At 67.0% G+C, this 21,715-nt stretch carries 19 protein-coding genes; 9 read left to right on the top strand and 10 right to left on the bottom strand.

The genetic code is table 11. The annotated features are described in order from the left end of the window. Together ACO2SS_RS02020 and ACO2SS_RS02015 are read left to right on the top strand one after the other, a co-directional pair. Complete coding sequence (locus tag ACO2SS_RS02020) at positions 1–855, top strand: FAS1-like dehydratase domain-containing protein (protein WP_423275876.1); 855 nt, start codon at positions 1–3, stop codon at positions 853–855. Between the two features lie 5 nt (positions 856–860). Then, positions 861–1,997, top strand: a complete 1,137-nt coding sequence (locus ACO2SS_RS02015) for a CaiB/BaiF CoA transferase family protein (protein WP_423275875.1) — start codon at positions 861–863, stop codon at positions 1,995–1,997. On the opposite strand, the gene ACO2SS_RS02010 is transcribed toward ACO2SS_RS02015, so the two are convergent. Continuing rightward, positions 1,994–3,355, bottom strand: a complete 1,362-nt coding sequence (locus ACO2SS_RS02010; RefSeq protein ID WP_423275874.1) for a sensor histidine kinase — start codon at positions 3,353–3,355, stop codon at positions 1,994–1,996. The two genes, ACO2SS_RS02015 and ACO2SS_RS02010, sit on opposite strands and share 4 nt — an antisense overlap. 265 nt (positions 3,356–3,620) lie before the next feature. On the opposite strand from ACO2SS_RS02010, the gene ACO2SS_RS02005 reads away from it, so the two are divergent. After that, positions 3,621–4,940, top strand: coding sequence for an O-antigen ligase family protein (locus ACO2SS_RS02005; protein ID WP_423275873.1), 1,320 nt, complete (start codon positions 3,621–3,623; stop codon positions 4,938–4,940). On the opposite strand, the gene ACO2SS_RS02000 is transcribed toward ACO2SS_RS02005, so the two are convergent. The 3 genes from ACO2SS_RS02000 to secG form a co-directional block, all read right to left on the bottom strand. Beyond that, positions 4,930–5,331, bottom strand: coding sequence for a DUF350 domain-containing protein (locus ACO2SS_RS02000; protein ID WP_423276224.1), 402 nt, complete (start codon positions 5,329–5,331; stop codon positions 4,930–4,932). The two genes, ACO2SS_RS02005 and ACO2SS_RS02000, sit on opposite strands and share 11 nt — an antisense overlap. A 59-nt stretch (positions 5,332–5,390) precedes the next feature. Further along, positions 5,391–7,019, bottom strand: coding sequence for a CTP synthase (locus ACO2SS_RS01995; RefSeq protein ID WP_423275872.1), 1,629 nt, complete (start codon positions 7,017–7,019; stop codon positions 5,391–5,393). Between the two features lie 128 nt (positions 7,020–7,147). Beyond that, the gene (secG, locus tag ACO2SS_RS01990) at positions 7,148–7,561 is read right to left on the bottom strand and encodes a preprotein translocase subunit SecG (protein ID WP_423275871.1); all 414 of its coding nucleotides are present in this window, start codon (positions 7,559–7,561) and stop codon (positions 7,148–7,150) included. Positions 7,562–7,752: 191 nt separating this feature from the next. Between secG and ACO2SS_RS01985 the strand changes: the two genes are divergently transcribed. Next, the gene (locus ACO2SS_RS01985) at positions 7,753–8,592 is read left to right on the top strand and encodes a heme-dependent oxidative N-demethylase family protein (RefSeq protein ID WP_423275870.1); all 840 of its coding nucleotides are present in this window, start codon (positions 7,753–7,755) and stop codon (positions 8,590–8,592) included. Positions 8,593–9,089: 497 nt separating this feature from the next. Continuing rightward, positions 9,090–10,748, top strand: a complete 1,659-nt coding sequence (locus tag ACO2SS_RS01980; protein WP_423275869.1) for an alpha-amylase family protein — start codon at positions 9,090–9,092, stop codon at positions 10,746–10,748. 7 nt (positions 10,749–10,755) lie between these two features. Here ACO2SS_RS01980 and ACO2SS_RS01975 read toward each other — a convergent pair whose 3' ends face one another. The 6 genes from ACO2SS_RS01975 to dctP form a co-directional block, all read right to left on the bottom strand. Next, a complete protein-coding gene (locus ACO2SS_RS01975; protein WP_423275868.1) occupies positions 10,756–11,808 on the bottom strand; it encodes an alcohol dehydrogenase in 1,053 nt (350 codons plus the stop codon). 116 nt (positions 11,809–11,924) lie between these two features. Next, positions 11,925–12,662, bottom strand: coding sequence for a DUF4336 domain-containing protein (locus ACO2SS_RS01970; protein ID WP_423275867.1), 738 nt, complete (start codon positions 12,660–12,662; stop codon positions 11,925–11,927). A gap of 117 nt (positions 12,663–12,779) precedes the next feature. Then, positions 12,780–13,667 carry a dTDP-4-dehydrorhamnose reductase gene (rfbD, locus tag ACO2SS_RS01965; RefSeq protein WP_423275866.1) on the bottom strand — a complete coding sequence of 296 codons (888 nt, stop codon included), beginning with the start codon at positions 13,665–13,667 and terminating at the stop codon, positions 12,780–12,782. Positions 13,668–13,701: 34 nt separating this feature from the next. After that, positions 13,702–14,991 (bottom strand): TRAP transporter large permease, encoded by a 1,290-nt coding sequence (locus ACO2SS_RS01960; protein WP_423275864.1) that lies wholly within the window; start codon positions 14,989–14,991, stop codon positions 13,702–13,704. Continuing rightward, entirely contained in the window at positions 14,988–15,536 is a 549-nt protein-coding gene (locus tag ACO2SS_RS01955; protein ID WP_423275863.1) for a TRAP transporter small permease, read from the bottom strand. The genes ACO2SS_RS01960 and ACO2SS_RS01955 overlap by 4 nt, the downstream gene beginning before the upstream one ends. A gap of 59 nt (positions 15,537–15,595) precedes the next feature. Then, on the bottom strand, positions 15,596–16,633 hold the full coding sequence (dctP, locus tag ACO2SS_RS01950) for a TRAP transporter substrate-binding protein DctP (RefSeq protein ID WP_423275862.1): 1,038 nt from the start codon (positions 16,631–16,633) through the stop codon (positions 15,596–15,598). A gap of 197 nt (positions 16,634–16,830) precedes the next feature. Here dctP and ACO2SS_RS01945 point away from each other — a divergent pair, with 197 nt between their 5' ends. Genes ACO2SS_RS01945 through ACO2SS_RS01930 form a run of 4 tightly spaced genes read left to right on the top strand, consistent with a single transcriptional unit; the run spans position 16,831 to position 21,705 of the window. Then, positions 16,831–18,072: a CaiB/BaiF CoA transferase family protein gene (locus ACO2SS_RS01945; RefSeq protein ID WP_423275861.1), complete on the top strand. Its 1,242-nt coding sequence runs from the start codon at positions 16,831–16,833 to the stop codon at positions 18,070–18,072. After that, positions 18,072–19,238: an acyl-CoA dehydrogenase family protein gene (locus ACO2SS_RS01940; RefSeq protein ID WP_423275860.1), complete on the top strand. Its 1,167-nt coding sequence runs from the start codon at positions 18,072–18,074 to the stop codon at positions 19,236–19,238. Before ACO2SS_RS01945 ends, ACO2SS_RS01940 begins: the two co-directional genes overlap by 1 nt. Before the next feature lie 12 nt (positions 19,239–19,250). After that, positions 19,251–20,516: an acetyl-CoA hydrolase/transferase family protein gene (locus ACO2SS_RS01935; protein ID WP_423275859.1), complete on the top strand. Its 1,266-nt coding sequence runs from the start codon at positions 19,251–19,253 to the stop codon at positions 20,514–20,516. After that, the gene (locus ACO2SS_RS01930; protein ID WP_423275858.1) at positions 20,506–21,705 is read left to right on the top strand and encodes a CaiB/BaiF CoA transferase family protein; all 1,200 of its coding nucleotides are present in this window, start codon (positions 20,506–20,508) and stop codon (positions 21,703–21,705) included. Before ACO2SS_RS01935 ends, ACO2SS_RS01930 begins: the two co-directional genes overlap by 11 nt. Positions 21,706–21,715: the final 10 nt, after the last annotated feature.

Genomic DNA, 21,715 nt, shown 5'->3' with positions numbered 1-21,715 from the left:
ATGGCGATCGATATCGACCACCTCCGCTCCTGGATCGGCCGCAGCGAGGCGGCCGAGGACGTGATTACGCCGCGGCTTGCGGCGGAGTATCGGGCGACGGTCGCCCCCCATCTCGCGCCGGTGGCGAGCGGCGACGCGCCGCTCGCCCTGCATTGGTGCCTGACGCCGCCCATCGCCCCGCAGGAGCAGCTTGGGCCTGACGGCCACCCGGCACGCGGCGGCTTCCTGCCGCCCGTCCCACTGCCCCGCCGGATGTGGGCCGGGGGCAGGATCGAGACGTCCGGTGCGCTCAAGGTCGGGGAGACGGTTCGCCGGAATTCCACGATCCAGGACGTTACCCTGAAGGAGGGCCGCTCCGGGTCGCTGTGCTTCGTGGCCGTCCGGCACGATTACGCCGGCGCATCCGGAACGGCGATCAGCGAACGGCACGATATCGTCTACCGCGACGCTGCTCCTGCGAGTGGTGCCGGTCCCGCGGGTTCTTCGACAGCGGCCCACGAGCCGGCCGAGCACGACCTCGCCTGGGAGGTTCAAGCGACGCCCACGCTGCTGTTTCGCTACTCGGCCATGACCTTCAACGGTCATCGTATCCATTACGACGAGCCATACGTGACGAAGGTCGAGGGCTATCCGGGGCTCGTGGTGCACGGGCCGCTCCAGGCGACGCTGCTCTTCAACCTGGCGGCCGTGCTCGGCGGAGCGACGCCGCGCGTCTTCGATTATCGCGGCCTCTCGCCGATGTTCGCCCCGACGACCTTCCGAGTGCTTGGGCGGCGCCAGTCTGACGGGACCATCCGATGCTGGACGGAGAACGCGGAGGGCCGGGCCTGCATGGAAGCCACAGCGGCAGGTTGAGGACGATGGCAGAACCCGCAAGCCACCTGCCGCTCGAAGGCCTCCTTGTCGTCACGTTGGAGCAGGCGGTCGCCGCGCCGTACTGCTCGTCCCGCCTCGCCGATGCAGGGGCCCGGGTCATCAAGATCGAGCGTCCCGAAGGCGATTTCGCCCGCGGCTACGACAAGGCCGTGAATGGGCTGGCGAGCTATTTCGTCTGGCTGAATCGGGGCAAGGAAAGCCTCGTCGCCGACATCAAGGATCCGGCCGATGCCGCCCTCCTGCATCGGGTGCTCGGGCAGGCGGACGTCTTCATCCAGAACCTCGCCCCGGGCGCCGCCGCGCGTGCCGGGTTCGGATCGGACGAACTGCGCGCCCGCTACCCGCGGCTGATCACGGTCGACATCTCAGGCTACGGCTCGGGCCATGGCTACTCGGACATGAAGGCCTACGACCTCCTGGTCCAGGCCGAGAGCGGGCTTGCAGCGATCACCGGCCATCCGGCAGGACCGGGCCGGGTCGGTGTTTCCGTCTGCGACATCGCCTGCGGGATGGCGGCCCATTCGGCGATTCTCGAGGCTCTCATCGGCCGCGGTCGCACGGGCCAGGGCGCGAAGCTTGAGGTCAGCCTTTTCGACGGGATGGCCGACTGGATGAACGTCCCGCTCCTCTATTTCGAAGGGACGGGGCAGGCGCCGAAGCGCGTCGGCCTCGCGCATCCCTCCATCTGCCCCTATGGCGCGTTCGAGACTGCCGACGGGAGCCTCGTCCTGATCTCCATCCAGAACGAGCGGGAGTGGAAGACGTTCTGCGCCGAGGTGCTCGGCGCCGCCGAACTGCCAACCCGGCCCGGCTTCGACAGCAACAATGCGCGAGTCGCGAACCGCGCGGATGTGGATTCCGTCGTGGCGACCGCCTTCCGTCAGATGACCAAGGCCGACGCAGCCCGCCGCCTCACGGCCGCCCGCACGGCCTTCGGGTTCGTGAACGAGGTGGCAGACCTCGTGCATCACCCGGCGCTCCGCCGCGCCGAGGTTGCCACCTCGGTCGGCCCGGCCTCGATCATCGCGCCGCCTGCTCTGATCGATGGCGAGGGGCGCCGGCTCGGGCGCGTGCCGGAGATCGGCGAGCATAGTGCCGCGATCAGGGCCGAGTTCGGCTAGAGGTCCCCGGAGAACACGGCGCCGTCGGTAGCGCCCGGAAGCCTTGCCTCCAAGGTGCAGACCACGCCCTCAGGATCGAAAGCGAGGCTCACTGCGCCGTTGAGGTCGATGGCGACGCTGCGCTCGATCAGGCGCGATCCGAACCCTCGTCGCTCCGGAGGCTTGACGGGCGGCCCACCCCGTTCGAGCCAGGTCAGATGAAGGATGTCCGGCTCGCCGGACGTGATCGCCCACTCGATCTCCACCCATCCAGATGGCGTGGAGAGCGCGCCGTACTTGACCGCATTCGTGGCAAGCTCCTGGAGCGCCATGGCGAGTGCGAGCGCCGTCTGCGGGCTGAGCCTGATGTTGTCGCCTCGGGTCCGCAGCCGGCCTCCCGGGCCCTGGTAGGGCTCGGCAGCGCCAGCCACGATCTCGTGCAGATTCGCGCCTGCCCAGCGCTCGCGGGTGAGGACGTTGTGGGCCCGCGAGAGCGCCATCAGTCGCTCCTCGAACGCGGCAAGCGCCTCGTCCGTCGTCCGCGCGTGGCGGAAGGACTGGCTCGCGATCGACTGAACCGTGGCGAGCGTGTTCTTCACACGGTGATTGAGTTCGTTGATGAGGAGACGCTGCCGCTCCTGGGCCACGACACGATCGGTAACGTCGCGATGAGCGCCCACGAGGCGGATCGCCCGCCCGTTCCGATCGCGCTCGATCTCCGCCGCGGCGGCGATCCACCGAACCTGCCCATCGTCCGGCCGAATGATCCGGTATTCGGACGCATAGCGCAGGGCATCGCCGTCCACGGCGCCGCGAAACTCCGCCTCCGTCCGCTGCCGGTCCTCCGGATGGATGCGCTCCACCCAGGCTTCGTGGCTCTCGTTGGCGGATTCGGGCGGAAGGCCGTGCAGGCGCAGATATTCAGGCGAGCGGCGATTGCTGAAGCCGTGGCGCAGGTCGACCTCCAGGCCCCCCACCCCGGCGATGCGCTGGACATGGGCGAGTTCCGCCTCGCGCCGCCGCAACTCCGTCTCGGCCCGTCGGCGGTCCGTCACATCCCGCACCGCGACCCCTACCCCCTCCGGGAGGGAGAACATGCGGCCCTCGATCAGGCGGCCGGGCCTGATGATGGATTCGGCCTCGACGATCAGGGGCTCGCGCGTCTCCATCACATGGTGGAAGCGTTGCCACGCCTCGTGGTCGGGGCCGATGCGCAGCACCTCCCAGAGGCTGCGCCCGATCGCGCTCTCGCGGGAGAGCCCGAAATGCTTCTCCGCACCGCGGTTGAAGACGCTGATCCGCCAATCGGGATCAGTGGCGTAGAAGCACTCGTCGATCCCGTCCAGGATCGCCTCGAGCAGTCTTCTACTGACCGTCACGGGTAGTACGGCCGCAATTGGGTCGTCATGGATGACGCTCTAGACTGAAACCGGAACTTGGCAACCCGGACGAAGGTCTCGGGCTACCGGTGGCGTTCACAAATCGTCGATACGCGAGTTTTTCGGGCAACTTCGCGATTCCATCTTCACCGTACTTTCGGGCAAGCCAGGACCGAACGACCCACCCATGCTAAGCCTGGAAGAGTGCTACTAGGGGTTGATCCAGCGCGGTCCCTATGCTGCCAAGCAAGCGAGCTCCTTCGGCATGACGAGCGGGACAGAGCAGGGATGGATAGGCACGGCCGCACCAGTGGCCGGCCCAGGCTCTTTCGCCAAGCAGCGCGCCGGCCAGGATCCGCTCGGCCGGCGGCTCGCGAATGGCTGCTATCTCCTGGCCATCGTGGCCATCAACTTCACGCTGTTTCGCCCCTCCCCGGTCGACGTTCTCTTCGTCATCGCGCTCGCCCTCTCTGTGAGTTCGCGCCAGATCGTGACGCGGAACATGTTCATCTTCCTCACCCTGATCGCGGTCTGGGTGTTCGGTCTGTTCGTCTCGTCGGTCTCGCTCGTCTCGAATCCGGAGGTCAGCTACTACCTCCTGAAGATCAGCTTCGCGGTCTCGATCGGCGTCTGCTCCTGCCTCGTCGCTGCGCACTGGGATGCGGCCGACCTACGGCGCTTCCTCCAGGTCTATGTCCTGGCGACCTCCGCCGCCGCGACGCTCGGGATAGCCGGCTACGTTCTCGGCATCGAGGAGCTGATGTGGGACGGTCGGGCTAAGGGCTTCCTGGATGATCCCAACATGTACGGCGCGTTCCTCCTGCCGGGGGCGCTCGCCTGCATGTACATGCTGTCCCGCGGGGAGCGGCGGGCCATCTATGGGCCGGCGCTGGCCTGGATCGTCTTCGGCCTGCTCGTCTCCTTCTCCCGGGCCGCGATCGTGTCCGGCCTCCTCTGGGGCCTGATCTACTACGCCTTCCTGAACCGCCGGAACGTGGCGCGCGCCTCGCTCTATGCCGGCTTCGGCATCGCCGCGCTCCTGGTGCTCGTCCTCCTGAGCGTGCTCTTCGTCGACGGCCTCGGCGAGCGGCTCGCCGAGCGCTCCACCATCGCCAAGGACTATGACCTCGGCCACGGCGGCCGCTACAACCGCTACGCCCTCAGCATCCCCTTCATCCTGGACAACCCGTTGGGGATGGGCCTTCTCGAATGGGACAGGTTCTTCGAGGAGCCCATCCACAACATCTGGGTCAGCTCGTTCCTGAATTACGGCTGGCTGTCGGGGATCGCCTTCACGCTGCTGCTGATGTTCAGCGTGTCGATCTCGGCCTGGAACTTCCGCCAGACCGGAAACGAGGCCCTGCTCGCCGTCAGCGTCGCCTGGGCGGCCGTCATCTGCTGCGCCTTCCTGCACGAGGCGGAGCGCTGGCGGCACCTGTGGCTGTTCACCGGGCTCGTCTGGGGCCTGAACGCGCGCCACCTCGTCGTGACGGCCGGCAGCCGTGGAGACGAACCCGCCCGACCTGCTGGGCCGGAGGCGATCTCGATCGCCCCGCAGCCGGCGCTGATCCGGCTCAGACCATAGCGGCGGCGTTGATGACCCCGGCGGCGAGCGAGGCCGCTCCAAGAAAGAGGGCGGCGGAGAGTTCGCCCGCGGCGATCCGCTCGGAGAGCCGCGGAACCGCCAGGCGCACAAGCCAATAGACCAGGACCTGCACGGCGATCGCCACGATCCCCCAGACGAAACAGTCCAGAACCGATTGGGCGCGGGTGATGGCGCTGGAGAGCGGCAGCGCGAAGCCGATCAGCGAGAGGCCGAGCGCGAGCGCGGCGGAGACGACGTTCTGCCGGATGAGCGCAAATTCGTTATGCGCGGTCGCCACCGTGTAGATGACGAAATACAGCGCGACGAGCCCGAGCGCGGTGCCGAAATAGGCGAGAAAGCTCTGCAATCCGGCAACCGTCGCGCTCACAATTCCACTCCGCCCCAACCGGCCAAGCTTAGCCGGTTTGAACGGTCGGCGGTATGGCGCCGCTACACCAGTCGCGACTTCTCCAGCGCCGCTCCGATGAAGCTCGTGAAGAGCGGGTGGGGCTCGAGCGGGCGGGATTTCAGTTCGGGATGGAACTGCACGCCGATGAACCACGGATGGTTCGCGTACTCGACGATCTCCGGCAGGAGCCCGTCCGGGGACAGGCCGGAGAAGATGAGGCCCTTGTCCTCCAGGCGGTCGCGGTATTCCATGTTGACTTCGTAGCGGTGGCGATGACGCTCGGAGATCTCCGTGGAGCCATAGATCTCCGCGACCTTGCTCCCCTGCCGCAGGCGCGCCGTATAGGCGCCAAGGCGCATCGAGCCGCCGAGATCGCCGTTCGCCTGCCGCTTCTCGAGCTCGTTCCCGCGCAGCCATTCCGTCAGCAGGCCGACGACCGGCTCGGAGGTGGGGCCGAACTCGGTTGAGCTGGCCTCGGGCACGCCGGCCAGCGAACGCGTCGCCTCGACCACCGCCATCTGCATGCCGAAGCAGATGCCGAAATACGGTACCTTCCGCTCGCGGGCGAAGCGCGCCGCGCGGATCTTGCCTTCGCTTCCGCGCGCACCGAAGCCGCCGGGCACGAGGATGCCCCCGACCCCTTCCAGGAAGGGCGCAGGATCCTCGCGCTCGAAGATCTCGCTCTCGATCCAGTCGAGATTGACCTTCACGCGATTGGCGATCGCGCCATGGTTCAGCGCCTCGATCAGCGATTTGTAGGCGTCTTTGAGCCCCGTGTACTTGCCGACGACCGCGATCGTGACCTCGCCTTCGGGGTTCTTCACGGTGTTCGCGATGGCGGCCCAGGGAGCGAGCTTCGGCTCCCGCGAGACGCGCACGCCGAAGATGCGGAGGACCTCGTCGTCGAGTCCGGCCGCATGGTAGGCGAGCGGCACGTCGTAGATGGACGCGACGTCGCGGGCCTCGATGACGGCGCTCTCGCGGACGTTGCAGAAGAGCCCGAGCTTGCGGCGTTCCTCGCGCGGGATCTCCCTGTCGCAGCGGCACAGCAGGATGTCGGGCTGGATGCCGATCGACCGGAGCTCGGCCACCGAGTGCTGCGTCGGCTTGGTCTTCAGCTCACCCGCAGACGGGATGTAGGGAAGCAGAGTCAGGTGCAGGTAGAGGGCCTGGCCCCGATCGAGCTCCTGGCCGAGCTGCCTGATGGCCTCGAAGAAGGGCAAGCCCTCGATGTCGCCGACCGTGCCGCCGATCTCGACGAGGACGAAGTCGTACTCGTCGTTCCCCGACAGGACGAACTCCTTGATGGCGTTCGTGACGTGCGGGATCACCTGGACGGTTGCGCCGAGATAGTCGCCCCGGCGCTCCTTGGTGATGATGTCCTGGTAGATGCGACCCGTCGTGATGTTGTCGTCGCGGGTGCACGGGCGGCCAGTGAAGCGCTCGTAATGCCCCAGGTCGAGATCGGTCTCAGCGCCGTCGTCGGTCACGAAGACCTCGCCGTGCTGGTAGGGGCTCATCGTGCCCGGATCGACGTTGAGATACGGATCGAGCTTGCGAAGCCTGACCTTGAAGCCTCGCGCCTGCAGGAGAGCCGCTAAAGCGGCGGAGGCGAGACCCTTACCAAGTGAGGAGACCACGCCGCCGGTGATGAAGACATACCGCGTCATGGGAGGCCACCCTTAAGCGCTCTGAACGGCCTTGAACAGGCCCGGGCCCGCAACGGGCCCAGAGATCAACAATGAAAGAGGGATCGCCCGTGCCAAACGCGCGGGCGGCGAGGCTGCAGTCGGTCCGCCTAGCGGGACTGAGGTACCTGGGGCTGCGCGGGAGCCGCCGGGGCGGTCGGCGTAACTGGGGTTGCCGGCTGCTGCATGCGCTGCAGCTGGTCGAGAACGCCACCACCCTGGCTGCCGGCCGGCTGATTCTCTGCCGGCGCGCCGGAGACCGGGCCGTTCTGATCGAAGATCGAGCGCGGGGCCGAGCCACGATGGGCCAGGATGCCGAGGCCGAGGCTCGTCATGAAGAAGAGCGTGGCCAGAATCGCGGTCGCGCGGCTGAGCGCATTCGCCTGGCCGCGGCCGGTCATGAAGCCACCGGCCGAGCTGGAGCCGCCGCCGAGGCCGAGACCGCCTTCGGAGCGCTGCAGGAGCACGACGCCGATCAGGGCGAGCACGATGAGCAGGTGGATGACGATCAGGACGGTTTGCATGGGAACCTGGGGCGCGAGCCGGCGCGCATTCGCGGAGCCTCTAGCACGCCCCATGTGGCGTTTGGAAGGCGCGCCGCAAGATCCGACTTGCGGCTTGACCACCGGCGCACCATCCCGATTGTCTCCGGATGCTCAAGACCCATGCTGTGCCGGCTCCCGGTGACATCCCCTTCGCACGCGGAACGATGCGGATGGGTCTCAGCCCACTCGGTCCAGCGGAGTGGATCGATGTCGGCGAAGACCGCCGCTTTCAAATGGCCGAGAAGCGACGCCTGCTCGACGAGCGACGTCGAGAGGTCCTGGCTTCCCTGCCGGGTTCGGAGGCGGCGTGCCGCGAAACGCTCGCGCTTCTCCGTGACAACCTGTCCCGTTTCCATCCAGGCCTGCTTCAGTCCGGGCCTGAGGGTGGCGTTGACGAGCCAGGCCTCCACCCCCTCGAGATCGCGGGCCGGCTCGTCCAGGAGGATTTCTGTGTCCTCGAACCAGGCGAGCGCGCCTACCGTCTGACGGCTGGCTGCGTCTGCTTTCCGTCGAACTGGAGCCTTTCCGACAAGCTCGGCCGCGTGCTCGACGAGATCCACGGCCCCGTCCCGGGTTTCAGGGAGGCTTTGGGCTCGCCTGTCGACCGCTTCTTTGCCCGCCTCGCTCCGGGACAGGTCGTCGGAAGGCTCAACTGGCTGATCCATGACAGCCCCGCCCTCTTCCAGTTCGGACGAAACCCAGCCCCCCCGGATCTCACGCCCGAGAACGCGGGTGATACTCTCTGGCTGAGGACCGAGCGGCAGGTCCTGCAACGCCTGCCGGAGAGCGACGCGGTTCTATTCACGATACGGACCAGGGCGAGGCGGCTTCGGGAGGCAGTCGCCTCCCCAGCCAAGGCGGCCGAGCTCGCGGAGGCGCTTCGCGCCATGCCGCCGGCGCTGCAGGCCTATCGCCACATGGGACCGATCGGCGACGCGCTGCTCGCCTGGCTCGACCGGGAAGCCGCGAGCGCGCCTTGCTCATCGAGCTCCGCCCCGGACGCGATTTGACCGAGATCAATGCCGGTCGGGACGCGCGGAGCAAATCTCTCCTCGTCAATGGAGAGCGCGATGCCCGTCACCACCGTCCTTGTCATAGCGTTTGTCGCCTCGATCTTCGCAACCTTCGCGGCGGCGCTGGAATATGGCGGCCGGCAGACACGGAAGGTTGCCGTATCGCGCTGAGCCGGCCGGCTGAACGCGAAGCGCGAGCATGCCGCCTCACGCCAATCTCGGCCCCGACTTCGCCGCGCGCGAAGTGGCGCCTGCGCCGATGGCCGAGCCGCCGGCGATCCTGCGGACGCATTCGAACTGCGGCGGGGGACATCTGGAGCATTCGCCCGACCTGGCAGGCGATGAACACCCCGGTGACGAGGCGCGCCGGTGCAGTGGCTGCTGCGGAACCTGCTCCGGCATTCTCTAGCGGCTCCTGATGCCGTTTCCGACCGGGCCCCGAACCGTCAGCGAGCGTACGCGTTCGCAGGATGGTGCGATCGGGAGCCCGTCATATGATCACTGACCTCTGGTACAAGAACGCCGTCATCTACAGCCTGAACGTCGGCACGTTCATGGACTCGGACGGCGACGGGGTCGGCGATTTCATCGGGCTGAGCCGGCGGCTCGACTACCTGCACGGGATTGGTGTCGATGCCGTCTGGCTGCAGCCTTTCCAGCCCTCGCCCTTCAAGGACGACGGCTATGACGTCACGGACCATTACGGCGTCGATCCCCGGCACGGCACGCTCGGCGATTTCGTCGAGTTCACCCACGCGGCCAAGAGCAGGGGTATCCGGGTCCTGATCGACCTCGTGGTCAATCACACCTCGATCGAGCATCCCTGGTTTCAGGCCGCCCGGCGCGATCCGAACTCCCCCTATCGTGACTGGTACGTCTGGTCGGAGAAGAAGCCGAAGAACGCCAACGAGGGAATGGTCTTTCCGGGCGTCCAGGAGACGACCTGGACCTGGGACGAAGTGGCAGGCGCCTACTACTTCCACCGCTTCTACAAGTTCCAGCCGGACCTCAACACGTCGAACCCGCGCGTTCAGGCCGAGATCCTGAAGATCATGGGGTTCTGGATCCAGCTCGGCGTCTCCGGCTTCCGGATGGATGCGGTGCCCTTCATCATCGGAACCAAGGGCCCGGACGTGACGAAGCCCGTCGAGCAGTTCGGCATGCTCCGAACCTTTCGCGAGTTCATCCAATGGCGGCAGGGCGATGCCGTGATGCTGGCCGAGGCCAACATCCTGCCCGAGGACGATCTCGAATATTTCGGGGAGGACGGCGACCGCTCCCACATGATGTTCAACTTCCAGGTCAACCAGAACCTGTTCTACGCGCTCGCCTCCGCCGACACGAAGCCTCTGATCCAGGCCCTGAAGGCGACAAGGTCCCGCCCCGCCTCCGGGCAATGGGGCCAGTTCCTCCGCAACCATGACGAACTCGACCTCGGGCGCCTGACCGAGGAGGAGCGCAACCGGGTTTTCGCGGCCTTCGGGCCCGAGGAGAACATGCAGCTCTACCACCGTGGCATCCGCCGCCGGCTCGCGCCCATGCTCGGCGCCGACCGTCGCCGGCTTGAACTCGCCTACAGCCTGATGTTCACGCTCCCGGGCACGCCCGTCCTGCGCTACGGCGACGAGATCGGGATGGGCGACGACCTTTCACTGCCGGAGCGGAACTGCGCGCGCACGCCCATGCAATGGTCGACGGAGCCGCATGGCGGGTTCACCAAGGGCGACAAGCCGCTGCTCCCCGTCATCCAGGGCGGCCCGTGGGGCTTCGAGACGGTGAATGTCGCGGCTCAGCGGCGGGACCCCGACTCGCTCCTGAACTGGACGGAGCGCATGATCCGGGCCCGGCACGAGGCGCCCGAAATCGGTTGGGGCGACTACGAGGTCGTCCAGACCCGCGACCCCGGCGTGCTGGCGCTGCGGTACGACTGGCGCGGGAATTCCGTGATGGTCGTCCACAACCTCCACCACGAGCCGTGCGAGGTTCGCCTCAAGCCGGGGACGCCCCAGGGCGACCGGCTGATCGATCTTCTCGGCAACGGCCATAGCGACGCCGATGCCGACGGGCGCCACACGCTGGTGCTCGAGCCCTATGGCTACCGCTGGTTCCGGGTGGGCGGGCTCGACTACATCCTCAACCGCCAGGAGCGATAGCGCCGGCCTACGGCACCATCACGGTCCGGCCGACGATCCGGCCGGCCTCGAGGTCGGCCAGGATGGCGTTCACCTCCGCCATCGGCCGGGTGGTCACGGGCACCGCCTTCACATCCCGCGTCTGCATGACGCCGACGAGTTCGCGCAACTCCTCCAGCGAGCCGACATAGGAGCCGCGGATCGTCGTCTGCCGGAGCGGCAGGAGCGCTGTCGAGATCGCTATCTCGCCACCATACAGCCCGACAGAGATCACGATGCCACCGACGTCGACCGAGTCGATGGCCAGCCGCAGGGTCTCCGGGGAGCCGACGAAGTCGATCGCGGCGCGGGGCGGTCTGTCCCCTGCCGCCTCCCGGATCGCGGCGGAGCCGCCCTCGCCCGAACCGTCCAGCGCCGCATGCGCTCCCGCCGCCAGAGCGGCCGCGCGCTTCGTCCCGCCGACATCCGACACGATGACCTTGGCGGGCGTGACCGCGCCCGCGAGTCCGACGCAGGCGAGGCCGACGCCCCCTGCCCCGATGATGACCACGCTGTCCTCCGCCGACATCCGCGGCAGCTTCTTCAAGGCGCTATAGGCGGTCAGGCCCGAACAGGCGCAGGTGGCGGCGAGCCCGGGCTCCAGGTCGCCGTACGGGACGATGTAGCGCCCGTGGGGCACGAGGACGTGGTCGCTGTAGCCGCCATCGCGCCGGGTCCCGACGGTGCGGGGTTTGGCGCAGCGCACCTCCTCTCCGGCCGCGCAGGCATGGCAGCTGCCGCAGCCGATCCAGGGATGGACGATGCCCTGGGTTCCCACGAGATCGGGATCGGCATCCGGACCGACTGCCACGACTTCCCCCACGATCTCGTGCCCGAGCGTGAAAGGCAGCGTCATGCGCTGGGTCATCTCGAAGCGCTTTCCGCCGCCGAGATCGAAGAAGCCGTGCCAGATATGGAGATCGGAGTGGCAGACGCCGGCGCGCTCCACCCTGACCAGCACCTCGCTGCCCGCTGGCTCCGGTTCCGCCGTGCAGCGAAGCTCGAGCGGACGGCCGAAGGCGGTGATCTGGTAGCTGTTCATCTGTCCTCCCGAACCATCGCGGCTCTGCGGCCGTGCTCCCCGATGGTCGATGCGGGCCGGCGGAAGTCAAGGAAGGACAGGTTTGCTTCGGATGCAGGTCGGCATGAGGGCGCCTGTTACTTCACGAGCCAGGCCATTGCGTTCCTGAAGGCCCGCGTGCCGTCGCGATCGAAAAAGCGGCCATGGGCGAAGATCACCCGCTCGGGACGCCACCCGATCAGCCGGCGGACGGCCTCGGCGGCTTCCGCACGGCGCAGGCGCAGCACCACCCGGATCTGCAGCGGGCTCGTGGCCTTGTTCGCCCGCATCACGATGGCGAAGAGCTTCGTCCCGAGGGGCAGCTTGGAGGTTTCGAGATCCTCGATGAGATCGGTCAGGACGAGGGTGGCTGAGGGCCGGTGGAAGAAGGCGACTTCCGTGAAGCCGAAGGCACCCGGAACCACCGCCTGCTCGATCTCCTCCGCCCATTCCGGCGGCGCGTCGCCGGTCAGGTCGCGATCGAGCCGGATCCCCGCAGCCTTGACCTGCGCCCGCTCGCGCAGATGCAGTGCCGCGGAGGTCGTGGCGCCGGGGCAGTGCTCCTGCCAGTCCTTCAGGAAGCTCCAATGGGCGATGTTGGGGGCGACGAGATGCTGGATCGGGCCGACCGCCTCGATCTCTCCCCGGAGGGTCTCGTCGAAGCGCGTCGGCGAATGGAGCCACATCCCGCCGGAGCCGAGGCGGATGACCGTCATCCGGATCGGCAGGGACAGCCCCATCGCCCGGATCGGACCGCTATCGACGACCCAAACGTTCTCCGCCACCGCCTTCAGCCGGTCGAGCGGCGGGTAGGTGACGTCCGGGTCACTGGCCATCTTTCTGCCCTCGCCGGGGGCGGCCTGAGGGCGCCCGGTCGGGACTGAATGTCCAGGTGATCGGCTCAGTTCCCGAGTAGGTCGTTCCAGTTTCCAGCGAGGGTTTCGCGCCCCCGGTCAGGCCTGAGCGGCCTTCAGGCGCTCGTCGAGTGCCTCGTCCAGCGCCGCTGTCCAGGGTCGCGGCCGGATCCCGAAGACACGCTCGATCTTCTCCGTCGACAGGCGCGAATTCCCTGGCCTGCGGGCCGGGGTCGGGTATTCGGCCGTCGTGATCGGGCGCACGCGGGCGCTCGGCGCTCCGCGCCGTGCGGCCCCCTCGAAGATGGCAGCCGCGAGCTCGCTCCAGGTCGCCTCGCCGCCATTAACGAAGTGGAACGTGCCCGTTGCACCCTCCGGCTCCCGCAGGAGGCGAAGCGTGATTGCCTGCAACGCCCCCGCCAGATCGGCCGCGAAGGTTGGGCATCCGCGCTGGTCGGATACGACGGCGACCTCGTCCCTGTCGCCGGCGAGGCGCAGCATCGTCGTCAGGAAGTTGCGGCCGTGCGGGGAGAGCACCCAGGCCGTCCGCACGACGGCGTGCAAGGGGTTGGCGGTCCTGATCGCCTGCTCCCCGCCCTGCTTCGAGGCGCCGTAGATGCTCATCGGGGCGATCGGATCATCCTCGGTATAGAAGCCGGGCTTGTCGCCGGCGAAGACATAGTCGGTCGAGACATGGACGATCGGCGTCCCGGTCTTTGCACATGCGGCAGCCATAATGGCCGGCGCCAGAGCATTCACCGCCCATGCTGCCCCGACCTCCGACTCGGCCTTGTCGACCGCCGTGTAGGCACCGCAGGAGATCACCGCCGCCCAAGGGCGGGCTGACATGACGCGCTCGACCGAGCGCGGATCGGCGAGGTCAAGCTCGGTGCGGGGCGGGGCGTGGAGGCGGATCTCCGTCGGCCATTTCAGCCCGGCGAGCGCGCCGCCGACCTGACCGCTGCCGCCCGTGACAAGAACATCCATCCGCTTCGGCTCCTCCGGCCTCAGGCCGGCGGGCTTAATGCATCATCTTGGAGGGGAGCCAAAGGATGATTTCAGGGAAGGCGACGAGGATCGCGATCGCGATCAGGTGCGCAATGAAGTGCGGCAGGGATCCATGGAAGACCTCGCTCACCGGCCGCCCCGAATAGCGCGCGACCACGAAGCAGTTCAGTCCAATGGGCGGCGTGATCATGCCGATTTCGGCCGTCACAATCTTCACGATGCCGAACCAGAGCGGATCGAAGCCGAGCGACTTGATGAGAGGCACGACGATCGGGACCGTGAGGACCAGGATGGCGATCTGGTCCATGAACATCCCGAGGATGATGTAGCCGAACAGGATAACGGCCATGATCACCCAGCGGGAGACTTCGAGCGCCCCGACCCAGGCGACGAGGTTCTGGGTGACCTGCGTCAAGGTGAAGAAGTAGCCGAAGATGTGGGCGCCGAGCAGGATCATGGCGATCATGCAGCTGCCATGGGCCGCGCGGATCAGCGTCTTCGGCAGCGTGTGCCGGTTCACCTTCCCGTAAAAGCAGGCGATGCCGAACGCGCCGAGCGCGCCGAGCGCCGAGGCCTCGGTGGGAGTTGCGACGCCGGTATAGATCACGCCCGTGACCATGCCGAAGAGGATCACCATCGGCGCGACCACGCGCAGCATCCGGAACTTCTCGGACCACGGGACGGGTCCCGCTTCCGGCGCGCGGCTGGGATCCTGCCAGACGAGGAACCAGACGGTCGCCATGATGGTGATGGTGACGAGGATGCCGGGAATGATGCCGCCGATGAGGAGGCCGCCGATGTTCACTTCGGCGAGCAAGCCGTAGATGACGAGGGCGACGCTCGGCGGAATGAGCATGGCGAGCGTGCCGGAGATCGCGACCACCCCAGCCGCCAGCTTGGGCTCGTAGCCCTGCCGCAGCATCGCGGGGAGGCTTGTCGAGGAGAGCGTGGCGGCCGACGCGGTGCTCGTTCCGCAGATCGCCCCGAATCCTGCGCCGGCGAGCGCCGTCGCCATGGCGAGACCGCCGCGGACGCGGCCCATCCAGGCCGCGGTGGCGCGGAAGAGATCGTCCGCGACCCCGCTGAGCAGCACGAGTTCCGCCATGAGGAGGAACATCGGGATCGTGATGAGCTCATAGGAGCTCACGCTCGAGAGCGGTGCCGTCTGCAGGATGCCGGACAGCATCGGCAGCCCGCCCACGACATAGAGGCCGATCGAACCCGACACCGCCATCGCGAACCCGACAGGGGTTCCGATGGCAAGCAGGAGGAAGAGCGTACCCAGGCCGATTGCAACGCTCACTCGAACGACTCCTGCCCGTGTTGGACGTGCCGACGAACCGGAATCAGGTCACGGCCTGTGATGAGCGACCCGAGATGGCCCACGAAATCGATCGCGAGTCGCAGAGCCAGAAGGCCGGATCCGAAGGGAACGAGGGCCAGAGCCGGCCAGGTTGGCCAGGGGATCGCGCCGGCGAGAACATCTCCCTGCTGGAAGGCGTCCACCATGCGGTGCCAACCGGCCCAGGCGATCAGGACGAACACCACGAAGCTCACGCCCGTCGTCACGATCTCCGTCACACGGAACGGCTTCGCCGGCAGCTTCTGCTGGAGGATGTCGACGCTGACATGCCCGCCGACGACGTAGGTGTGCGAAAGGACCAGGAAGAAGACCGCCGCCATCAGGTAGAGGGAGATCAGGTCATAGGCCCAGCCGAACGGGCTGTTGAAGACGTAGCGCATGAACACGTCGGCCCCCACGATCACCATGATGGCGAACATGATCACGGCAGCGATGGTGGTGGCGACGCGCTCGACCAGCCGCAGCGCGGCTTCGAGAACTCTCATCGGGATGCTCCGTTGCCCGGCGAACCGGAACCCTGAGGGGTTCGGCGAGAGGGACAGGCCTACTTCGCAGGCTGCTCCGCAACGGCGTTGCGTAATTCACCGAGCGCCACCGTCCCCTTGCGACCGCGGGAATCAAGGCCCTTCGCCCACTGGCTGGCAACGTCCTTCAGCATGTCGTCGAGTTTGCCCTTGAACTCCGCGGAGATGGGCTGGAACTGGACACCAGCTTCCTTGAGCTTCTGCTTGATATCCGCTTCCTGTTTGTCGACTGACGCACAGGCGGACTTCGTGACCTCGTCCGAGACCTCCGTCATGACCTTCTTCACGTCATCGGGGAGAGCATTCCAGGCGGCATCGCTGATCGAGTAGGCCACGATGAAGCTCGAGAAATTCGCACCTTCGGTGGAATAGCGGACGATTTTCTCGACATTGTAGGAGACGACGCTGTCGAGCGGGAAGAGCACGCCGTCGAGCGTTCCGCGCGCTAGGGATTCATAGGTGTCCGGAGCCGCCATCCGGACTGGCACTGCGCCCACCGTGCGCAAGGTGAGGTCCTGCGCGCCGCCCGTCGAGCGTAGCTTGAGCCCCTTCAGGTCCGCCTCGCCCTTCACCGGCGCCTTCACGGTCAGGATCTGGTACGGCGGCAGCGCCACGGCTGTGAGCAGCCGGATCTTGTTGGACGAATAGTCCTGCGCCGCGATTGCGCCTTGGCGAGCCGCCTTGGCGTAGGCCATCGTTCCCTGGCAACTCGTCTGGAACGCGCCCGGCAGCATCGCCGCTTCCGACAGCGGCATCTTCTCCGACGCATAGGCGGGCGCCACGTAGCCGATATTCGTCACCCCGGTCTGGGTGAGAGTCAGCATGTCGGTCGCTTTTCCGAGTTGCTGGCTCGGGAAGTACTCGAACGTTACCCGACCGTTCGTGCGCTTGGTGACCTCGGCCATCCAGGGCTGGATGATCACTTTCGTCAGGTAGTGACCGCTTGGAAATGAATCAGCGACCCGAAGCTTGATCGGATCCGCGGCAAAGGCCGGGGTTGCCGCCAGGAGGGTCAACCCCACCCCTGACGCAACGATTTGCCCTCGAGCCTTCGCCATGGCTGATCCTCCAGAGATTGTTGTCGTCCGCCCACCGGCGAGCCGTCTTGAACTTTGAGTACATACTCCTGAATTGTCGCGTCAAGGCTCGCTTCGGCAAGTTGCAGTGCAATAAACCTTGCTGCTCTGCACTGAATGGCAAGGTTGACATGCCATCCCGCCTGAACGATCTGTCCATGTGCATGAACGGGACTAGCATGGGACCTCTCGCCGGAATTCGTGTGCTGGACCTGACCTCGGTCCTCATGGGGCCGTACGCGACACTTCAGCTCGGCGATCTCGGCGCAGACGTCATCAAGGTGGAGGCGCCCGAGGGTGACATCGTCCGGGACATCGGGCCGGGGCGCAGCGCCAAAATGGGCGGCATGTTCCTGCACACGAACAGGAGCAAGCGCAGTGTCGTCATCGACCTGAAACGGCCCGAGGGCCGAGATGCACTGCTCCGCCTTGCCGCGACGGCCGATGTGATGATCTGCAACATGCGGCCGAAAGCGCTGGCCCGCCTCGGGCTCGACTACGCAAACGTCAAAGCCGTGCGCCCGGACATCATCTTTGTCGGGCTGGTCGGGTTTGGGCAAAGCGGCCCCTACGCGGCAAAGCCGGCCTATGACGACCTCATCCAGGGTGCGTCGGGCGTCCCAGCCCTCGTCGCCGCCGCGTCGGATGGCACGCCGCGCTACGTTCCCGTCAACATTGCCGACCGGATCGTCGGCCTTTTCGCCGTGCAGGCGGTCCTGGCTGCGCTGGTCCACCGCGAGCGCACCGGGGAAGGCCAGGAGGTCGAGGTTCCGATGTTCGAGACGATGACGGGCTTCGTGCTCGGCGACCATTTCGGCGGCCTCACCTACCGGCCTGCGCTCGATCGCGGGGGTTATCCTCGGCTGTTGGCACGCGCCCGGCGGCCTTACGAAACCGCGGACGGCCACATCTGCGTTCTCATCTACACCGACAAGCACTGGCGCAGCTTCTTCAACGCCATCGGCCGGGCCGACCTCATCGAGGATCCCCGCTTCGCCAGTCTGAAGGCCCGATTGCGAAACATCGACGAGGTCTATGGCGAGGTCGGGCGCATCTTCCGCACGCGCACCACCGCCGAATGGCGGCAAGTGCTGGAGCAGGCGGACATCCCGAACATGCCGATGCACAGCCTGGAGACTATCCAGGACGATCCGCACCTGAAGGCCGTGGGCTTCTTCGAAAAGATCGAACACCCGATCGAGGGGCCCGTGACGTCCATGCGGGTACCGTCCCGGTGGTCCGGGACCCAGCCCGTTGCCGGGCGGCCCGCGCCCGCTCTTGGCGAGCACACCCGCGAGGTCCTTGCCGAAGCCGGATTTTCCGACGCGGAACTCGACGCGCTCAGCCGGATCGGGGCGGTGCGCGAGGCCGACATCATGCCCATCAGCTCGGGCAGAGAAGCGACAAAGGAAGCGGTCTGATGGACTTTGCACTCACGGCCGACCAAGAGGCGATCCAGGAAGCGGTCGCGTCCATCTGCGCCCGTTTCGACGACGAGTACTGGCATCAGCGGGACCTGAAGGGCGGCTTCCCGACCGACTTCTACGACGCCATGGCCGAGGGTGGCTGGCTCGGGATCTGCGTGCCCGAGGAGTATGGCGGCTCGGGGCTCGGCGTAACCGAGGCCGCGATCATGATGCGCACGATCGCCGAATCCGGCGCCGGCATGTCCGGCGCCTCCGCGGTCCACATCAACGTCTTCGGCCTCAATCCGGTCGTCGTCTTTGGAACGGAAGAGCAGAAGCGGCGCATGCTCCCGCCGATGCTGCAGGGGCAGGAGAAGGCCTGCTTCGCCGTCACCGAGCCCAATACGGGGCTGAATACGACGCAGCTCAAGACGCGAGCCGTGAAGCGAGGCGATCGCTATGTCGTCAACGGCCAGAAGGTCTGGATCTCGACCGCCCAGGTCGCGAAAAAGATCCTGCTTCTCGCCCGCACCACGCCGCTGGAGGAGGTCAAGAAGCCGACACAAGGCCTAACGCTCTTCTACACGGATTTCGACCGCAGCCGGATCAAGGTGCACGAGATTGAGAAGATGGGCCGCAAGGCCGTCGACTCGAACGAGCTGTTCATCGAGGATTTCGAGATCCCGGAGGAGGACCGTATCGGCGAGGAAGGCCGCGGGTTCGAATACATCCTGCATGGGATGAACCCGGAGCGGGTGCTCATCGCCGCCGAGGCGATCGGGCTTGGCCGTCTGGCGCTCTCACGCGCAACGGCCTACGCGAAGGAGCGGATCGTCTTCAATCGTCCGATCGGCCAGAACCAGGCGATCCAGCATCCTCTCGCCGTCAATTGGATGGAGCTCGAGGCGGCGTGGCTGATGACCATGTCCGCCGCCTGGCAGTACGACAACGACCTCCCCTGCGGGGCGGCCGCGAACGCTGCCAAGTACCTGGCTGGTGAGGCGGGATTCAACGCCTGCCAGCAGGCCGTCATGACCCATGGCGGCTTCGGCTACGCCAAGGAATATCACGTCGAGCGCTACCTCCGGGAGGTGATGGTCCCGCGCATTGCGCCGATCAGCCCCCAACTCGTGATGTGCTTCATCGCCGAGCGCGTGCTCGGCCTGCCAAAATCCTACTGAGCGCAACCAGACATGCTGTCCGCCAGTGACCTCGATCTCGCCAGGCTCGTGCAGCCCGGCGACGTCGTGCTCTGCGGACAAGGCACAGCGGAGCCGCTCACGCTGACCCGGCGGCTCATCGCGCAAAAGGATGAGATCGGTCCGTTCACGCTGTTCCTAGGGCTCTGCCTCTCGGAGACCTTCCGGAGCGAAGGCACCGGCGGGATCGCGTTCAGGAGCTATGGCGGGTTTGGGACGAATGCGGCGCTCTCGCGGGCGGGCCGGCTCGACGTTCTGCCGTGGCATTACAGCCGGATAGAGCAGGCCTTCGCGACAGGATTCCTGCGCGCCGATATCGTGCTTCTGCAACTCGCGCCCCCGCCGCCCGGACGGTCCGGCTACAGTCTTGCGCTGGCCAACGATTACGTCGCGGCAGCGGCCCGGCACGCCCGGGTTGTGGTGGGAGAAGTCAACCCGGACGCACCCTGGACCCATGGCGCCAAATTGGATTGGCGAGAGCCGGATCTGCTCGTAGCGGCGGAGCTGCCGCCGCAGGAGCTGAAACCGTCCCGCTTCGGCGAGGCGGAGGAGCGGATCGCGCGCCATATCGCGGACCACATCCCTGACGGCGCCTGCCTACAATTCGGGGTCGGCGCGGCACCCACCGCGGCGCTGTCCGGGCTGCGGCACCACAAGGAGCTCTCGATCCATTCCGGCGTGATGGGAGACGTCTGCCTCAACCTGATCGAGGCGGGAGTGGTCACGAACGCCCGCAAACCCGTGGACCGCGGCATGAGCACGACCAACACCGTGCTCGGCACACGTCGCCTGTTCGACCACGTCCACGACAATCCGGCGGTCCAGGTCCGACCCGCCGCCCACACGCACGATCATGCCACGATCGCAGCCATTCCCAACTTCCGCGCGATCAACTCGGCGGTCGAGATCGATCTGACCGGACAGGCGAACGCCGAGACGGCCGGCGGCCGTTACGTCGGCGCTGTCGGTGGGCAGGTGGATTTCGTGCGTGGTGCGCTCGCAGGTGACGGTGGTCGCTCGATCATCGCCCTGCCGGCAACTGCGCTGGGGGGGAAGGCCAGCCGGATCGTGCCTCGGCTCGAGACGGTGACCCTGCCGCGCAGTGACGCGGATCTGGTGGTGACGGAGCACGGCGTCGCGGACCTGCGCGGGGCAACTTTGAACGAGCGGGCCGAACGGATAATCGCTATCGCGGCGCCCGAGTACCGGGAGGAACTTTCGCGAGCCTGGCACGACAGGGAGTCACAGCATGCAACCTGACGGCAAGGCGGTACGGAGGAGGCAGGGTCCTCTCGCCGGGATCCGGATCCTCGAGATGGCCGGAATCGGGCCGGCACCGATGTGCGCCATGGTGCTCGCCGATGCGGGCGCCGATGTCTTGCGCATCGACCGGCCGAGCCCGAGCGGCCTTGGCATCGACAAGCCGGTGCGATTCGATCTGCTGGCTCGGAGTCGACGCTCCGTTGCCGTGAACCTGAAGCATCCTGACGGGATCGGGCTCGTGCTCGATCTTCTGCGCGATGCGGATGCGCTGATCGAAGGTTTCCGGCCGGGAACGATGGAGCGGCTCGGCCTCGGCCCGGAAGCGTGCCTCGCGGCTAAGCCTTCGCTGGTCTATGGCCGCGTGACCGGGTGGGGCCAGAGCGGCCCCCTCGCCCAAGCCGCCGGGCATGACCTGAACTACATCGCGCTCACCGGCGCGCTGCACGCAACCGGCCGGGCTGGCGCGCCCCCTACCCCGCCCCTGAACCTCGTGGGCGATTTCGGGGGCGGGGCAATGTACCTCGCTTTCGGGATCACGGCGGCGCTTCTGCACGCCCGACAAACCGGCGTTGGCCAGGTCGTCGATGCCGCCATGACCGAAGGCGCAGCGAGCCTGATGGCGATGTTCTACGGCCTGCATGCGGCCGGCATGCAGAGCGACATGCGGGGTGCCAACCTCCTCGATTCCGGCGCGCCGCACTACGAGGTCTACGAGTGCGCCGACGGGCTCTATCTCTCGGTGGCGCCGATCGAGGGCAAGTTCCGCGAGATCCTCCTGGCCAAAATCGGCATCGATGCCGCGAGCCTTCCGGACGTCGGCGAGCCTTCGAACTGGCCCCGGGCGAAGGCAGTCCTTGCGGCACGGTTTCGGGAGAAGCCGCGGGCGGAATGGTGTGCCCTGCTAGAGGGAACGGACGCCTGCGTGGCGCCCGTGCTGTCGCTTGCTGAAGCACCCACCCATCCGCACAACGTCGCGCGGGGCAGCTTCGTGACGGTCGACGGCGTCGTACAGCCCGGCCCGGCGCCGCGCTTCTCGGCGACGCCATCCGAGGCGCCGACGGCTCCCGAGCCTGCCGGCGCCAGCACGGAGAGTGCCCTTCGCGAGTGGGGCGTCGCCCCGGAGCGGATCCAGACGCTGCTCGTGTCCGGCGCTATCGGCGCCGACGCGGGATCATTGAAGAGTTAGGGAGAACAAG

This window comes from Enterovirga sp. CN4-39 (genome assembly GCF_049446235.1).
Lineage (GTDB): Bacteria > Pseudomonadota > Alphaproteobacteria > Rhizobiales > Beijerinckiaceae > Enterovirga.
The sequence above is the reverse complement of the archived record's forward strand: the minus strand, read 5'-3'. Positions and strand labels throughout refer to the sequence as shown.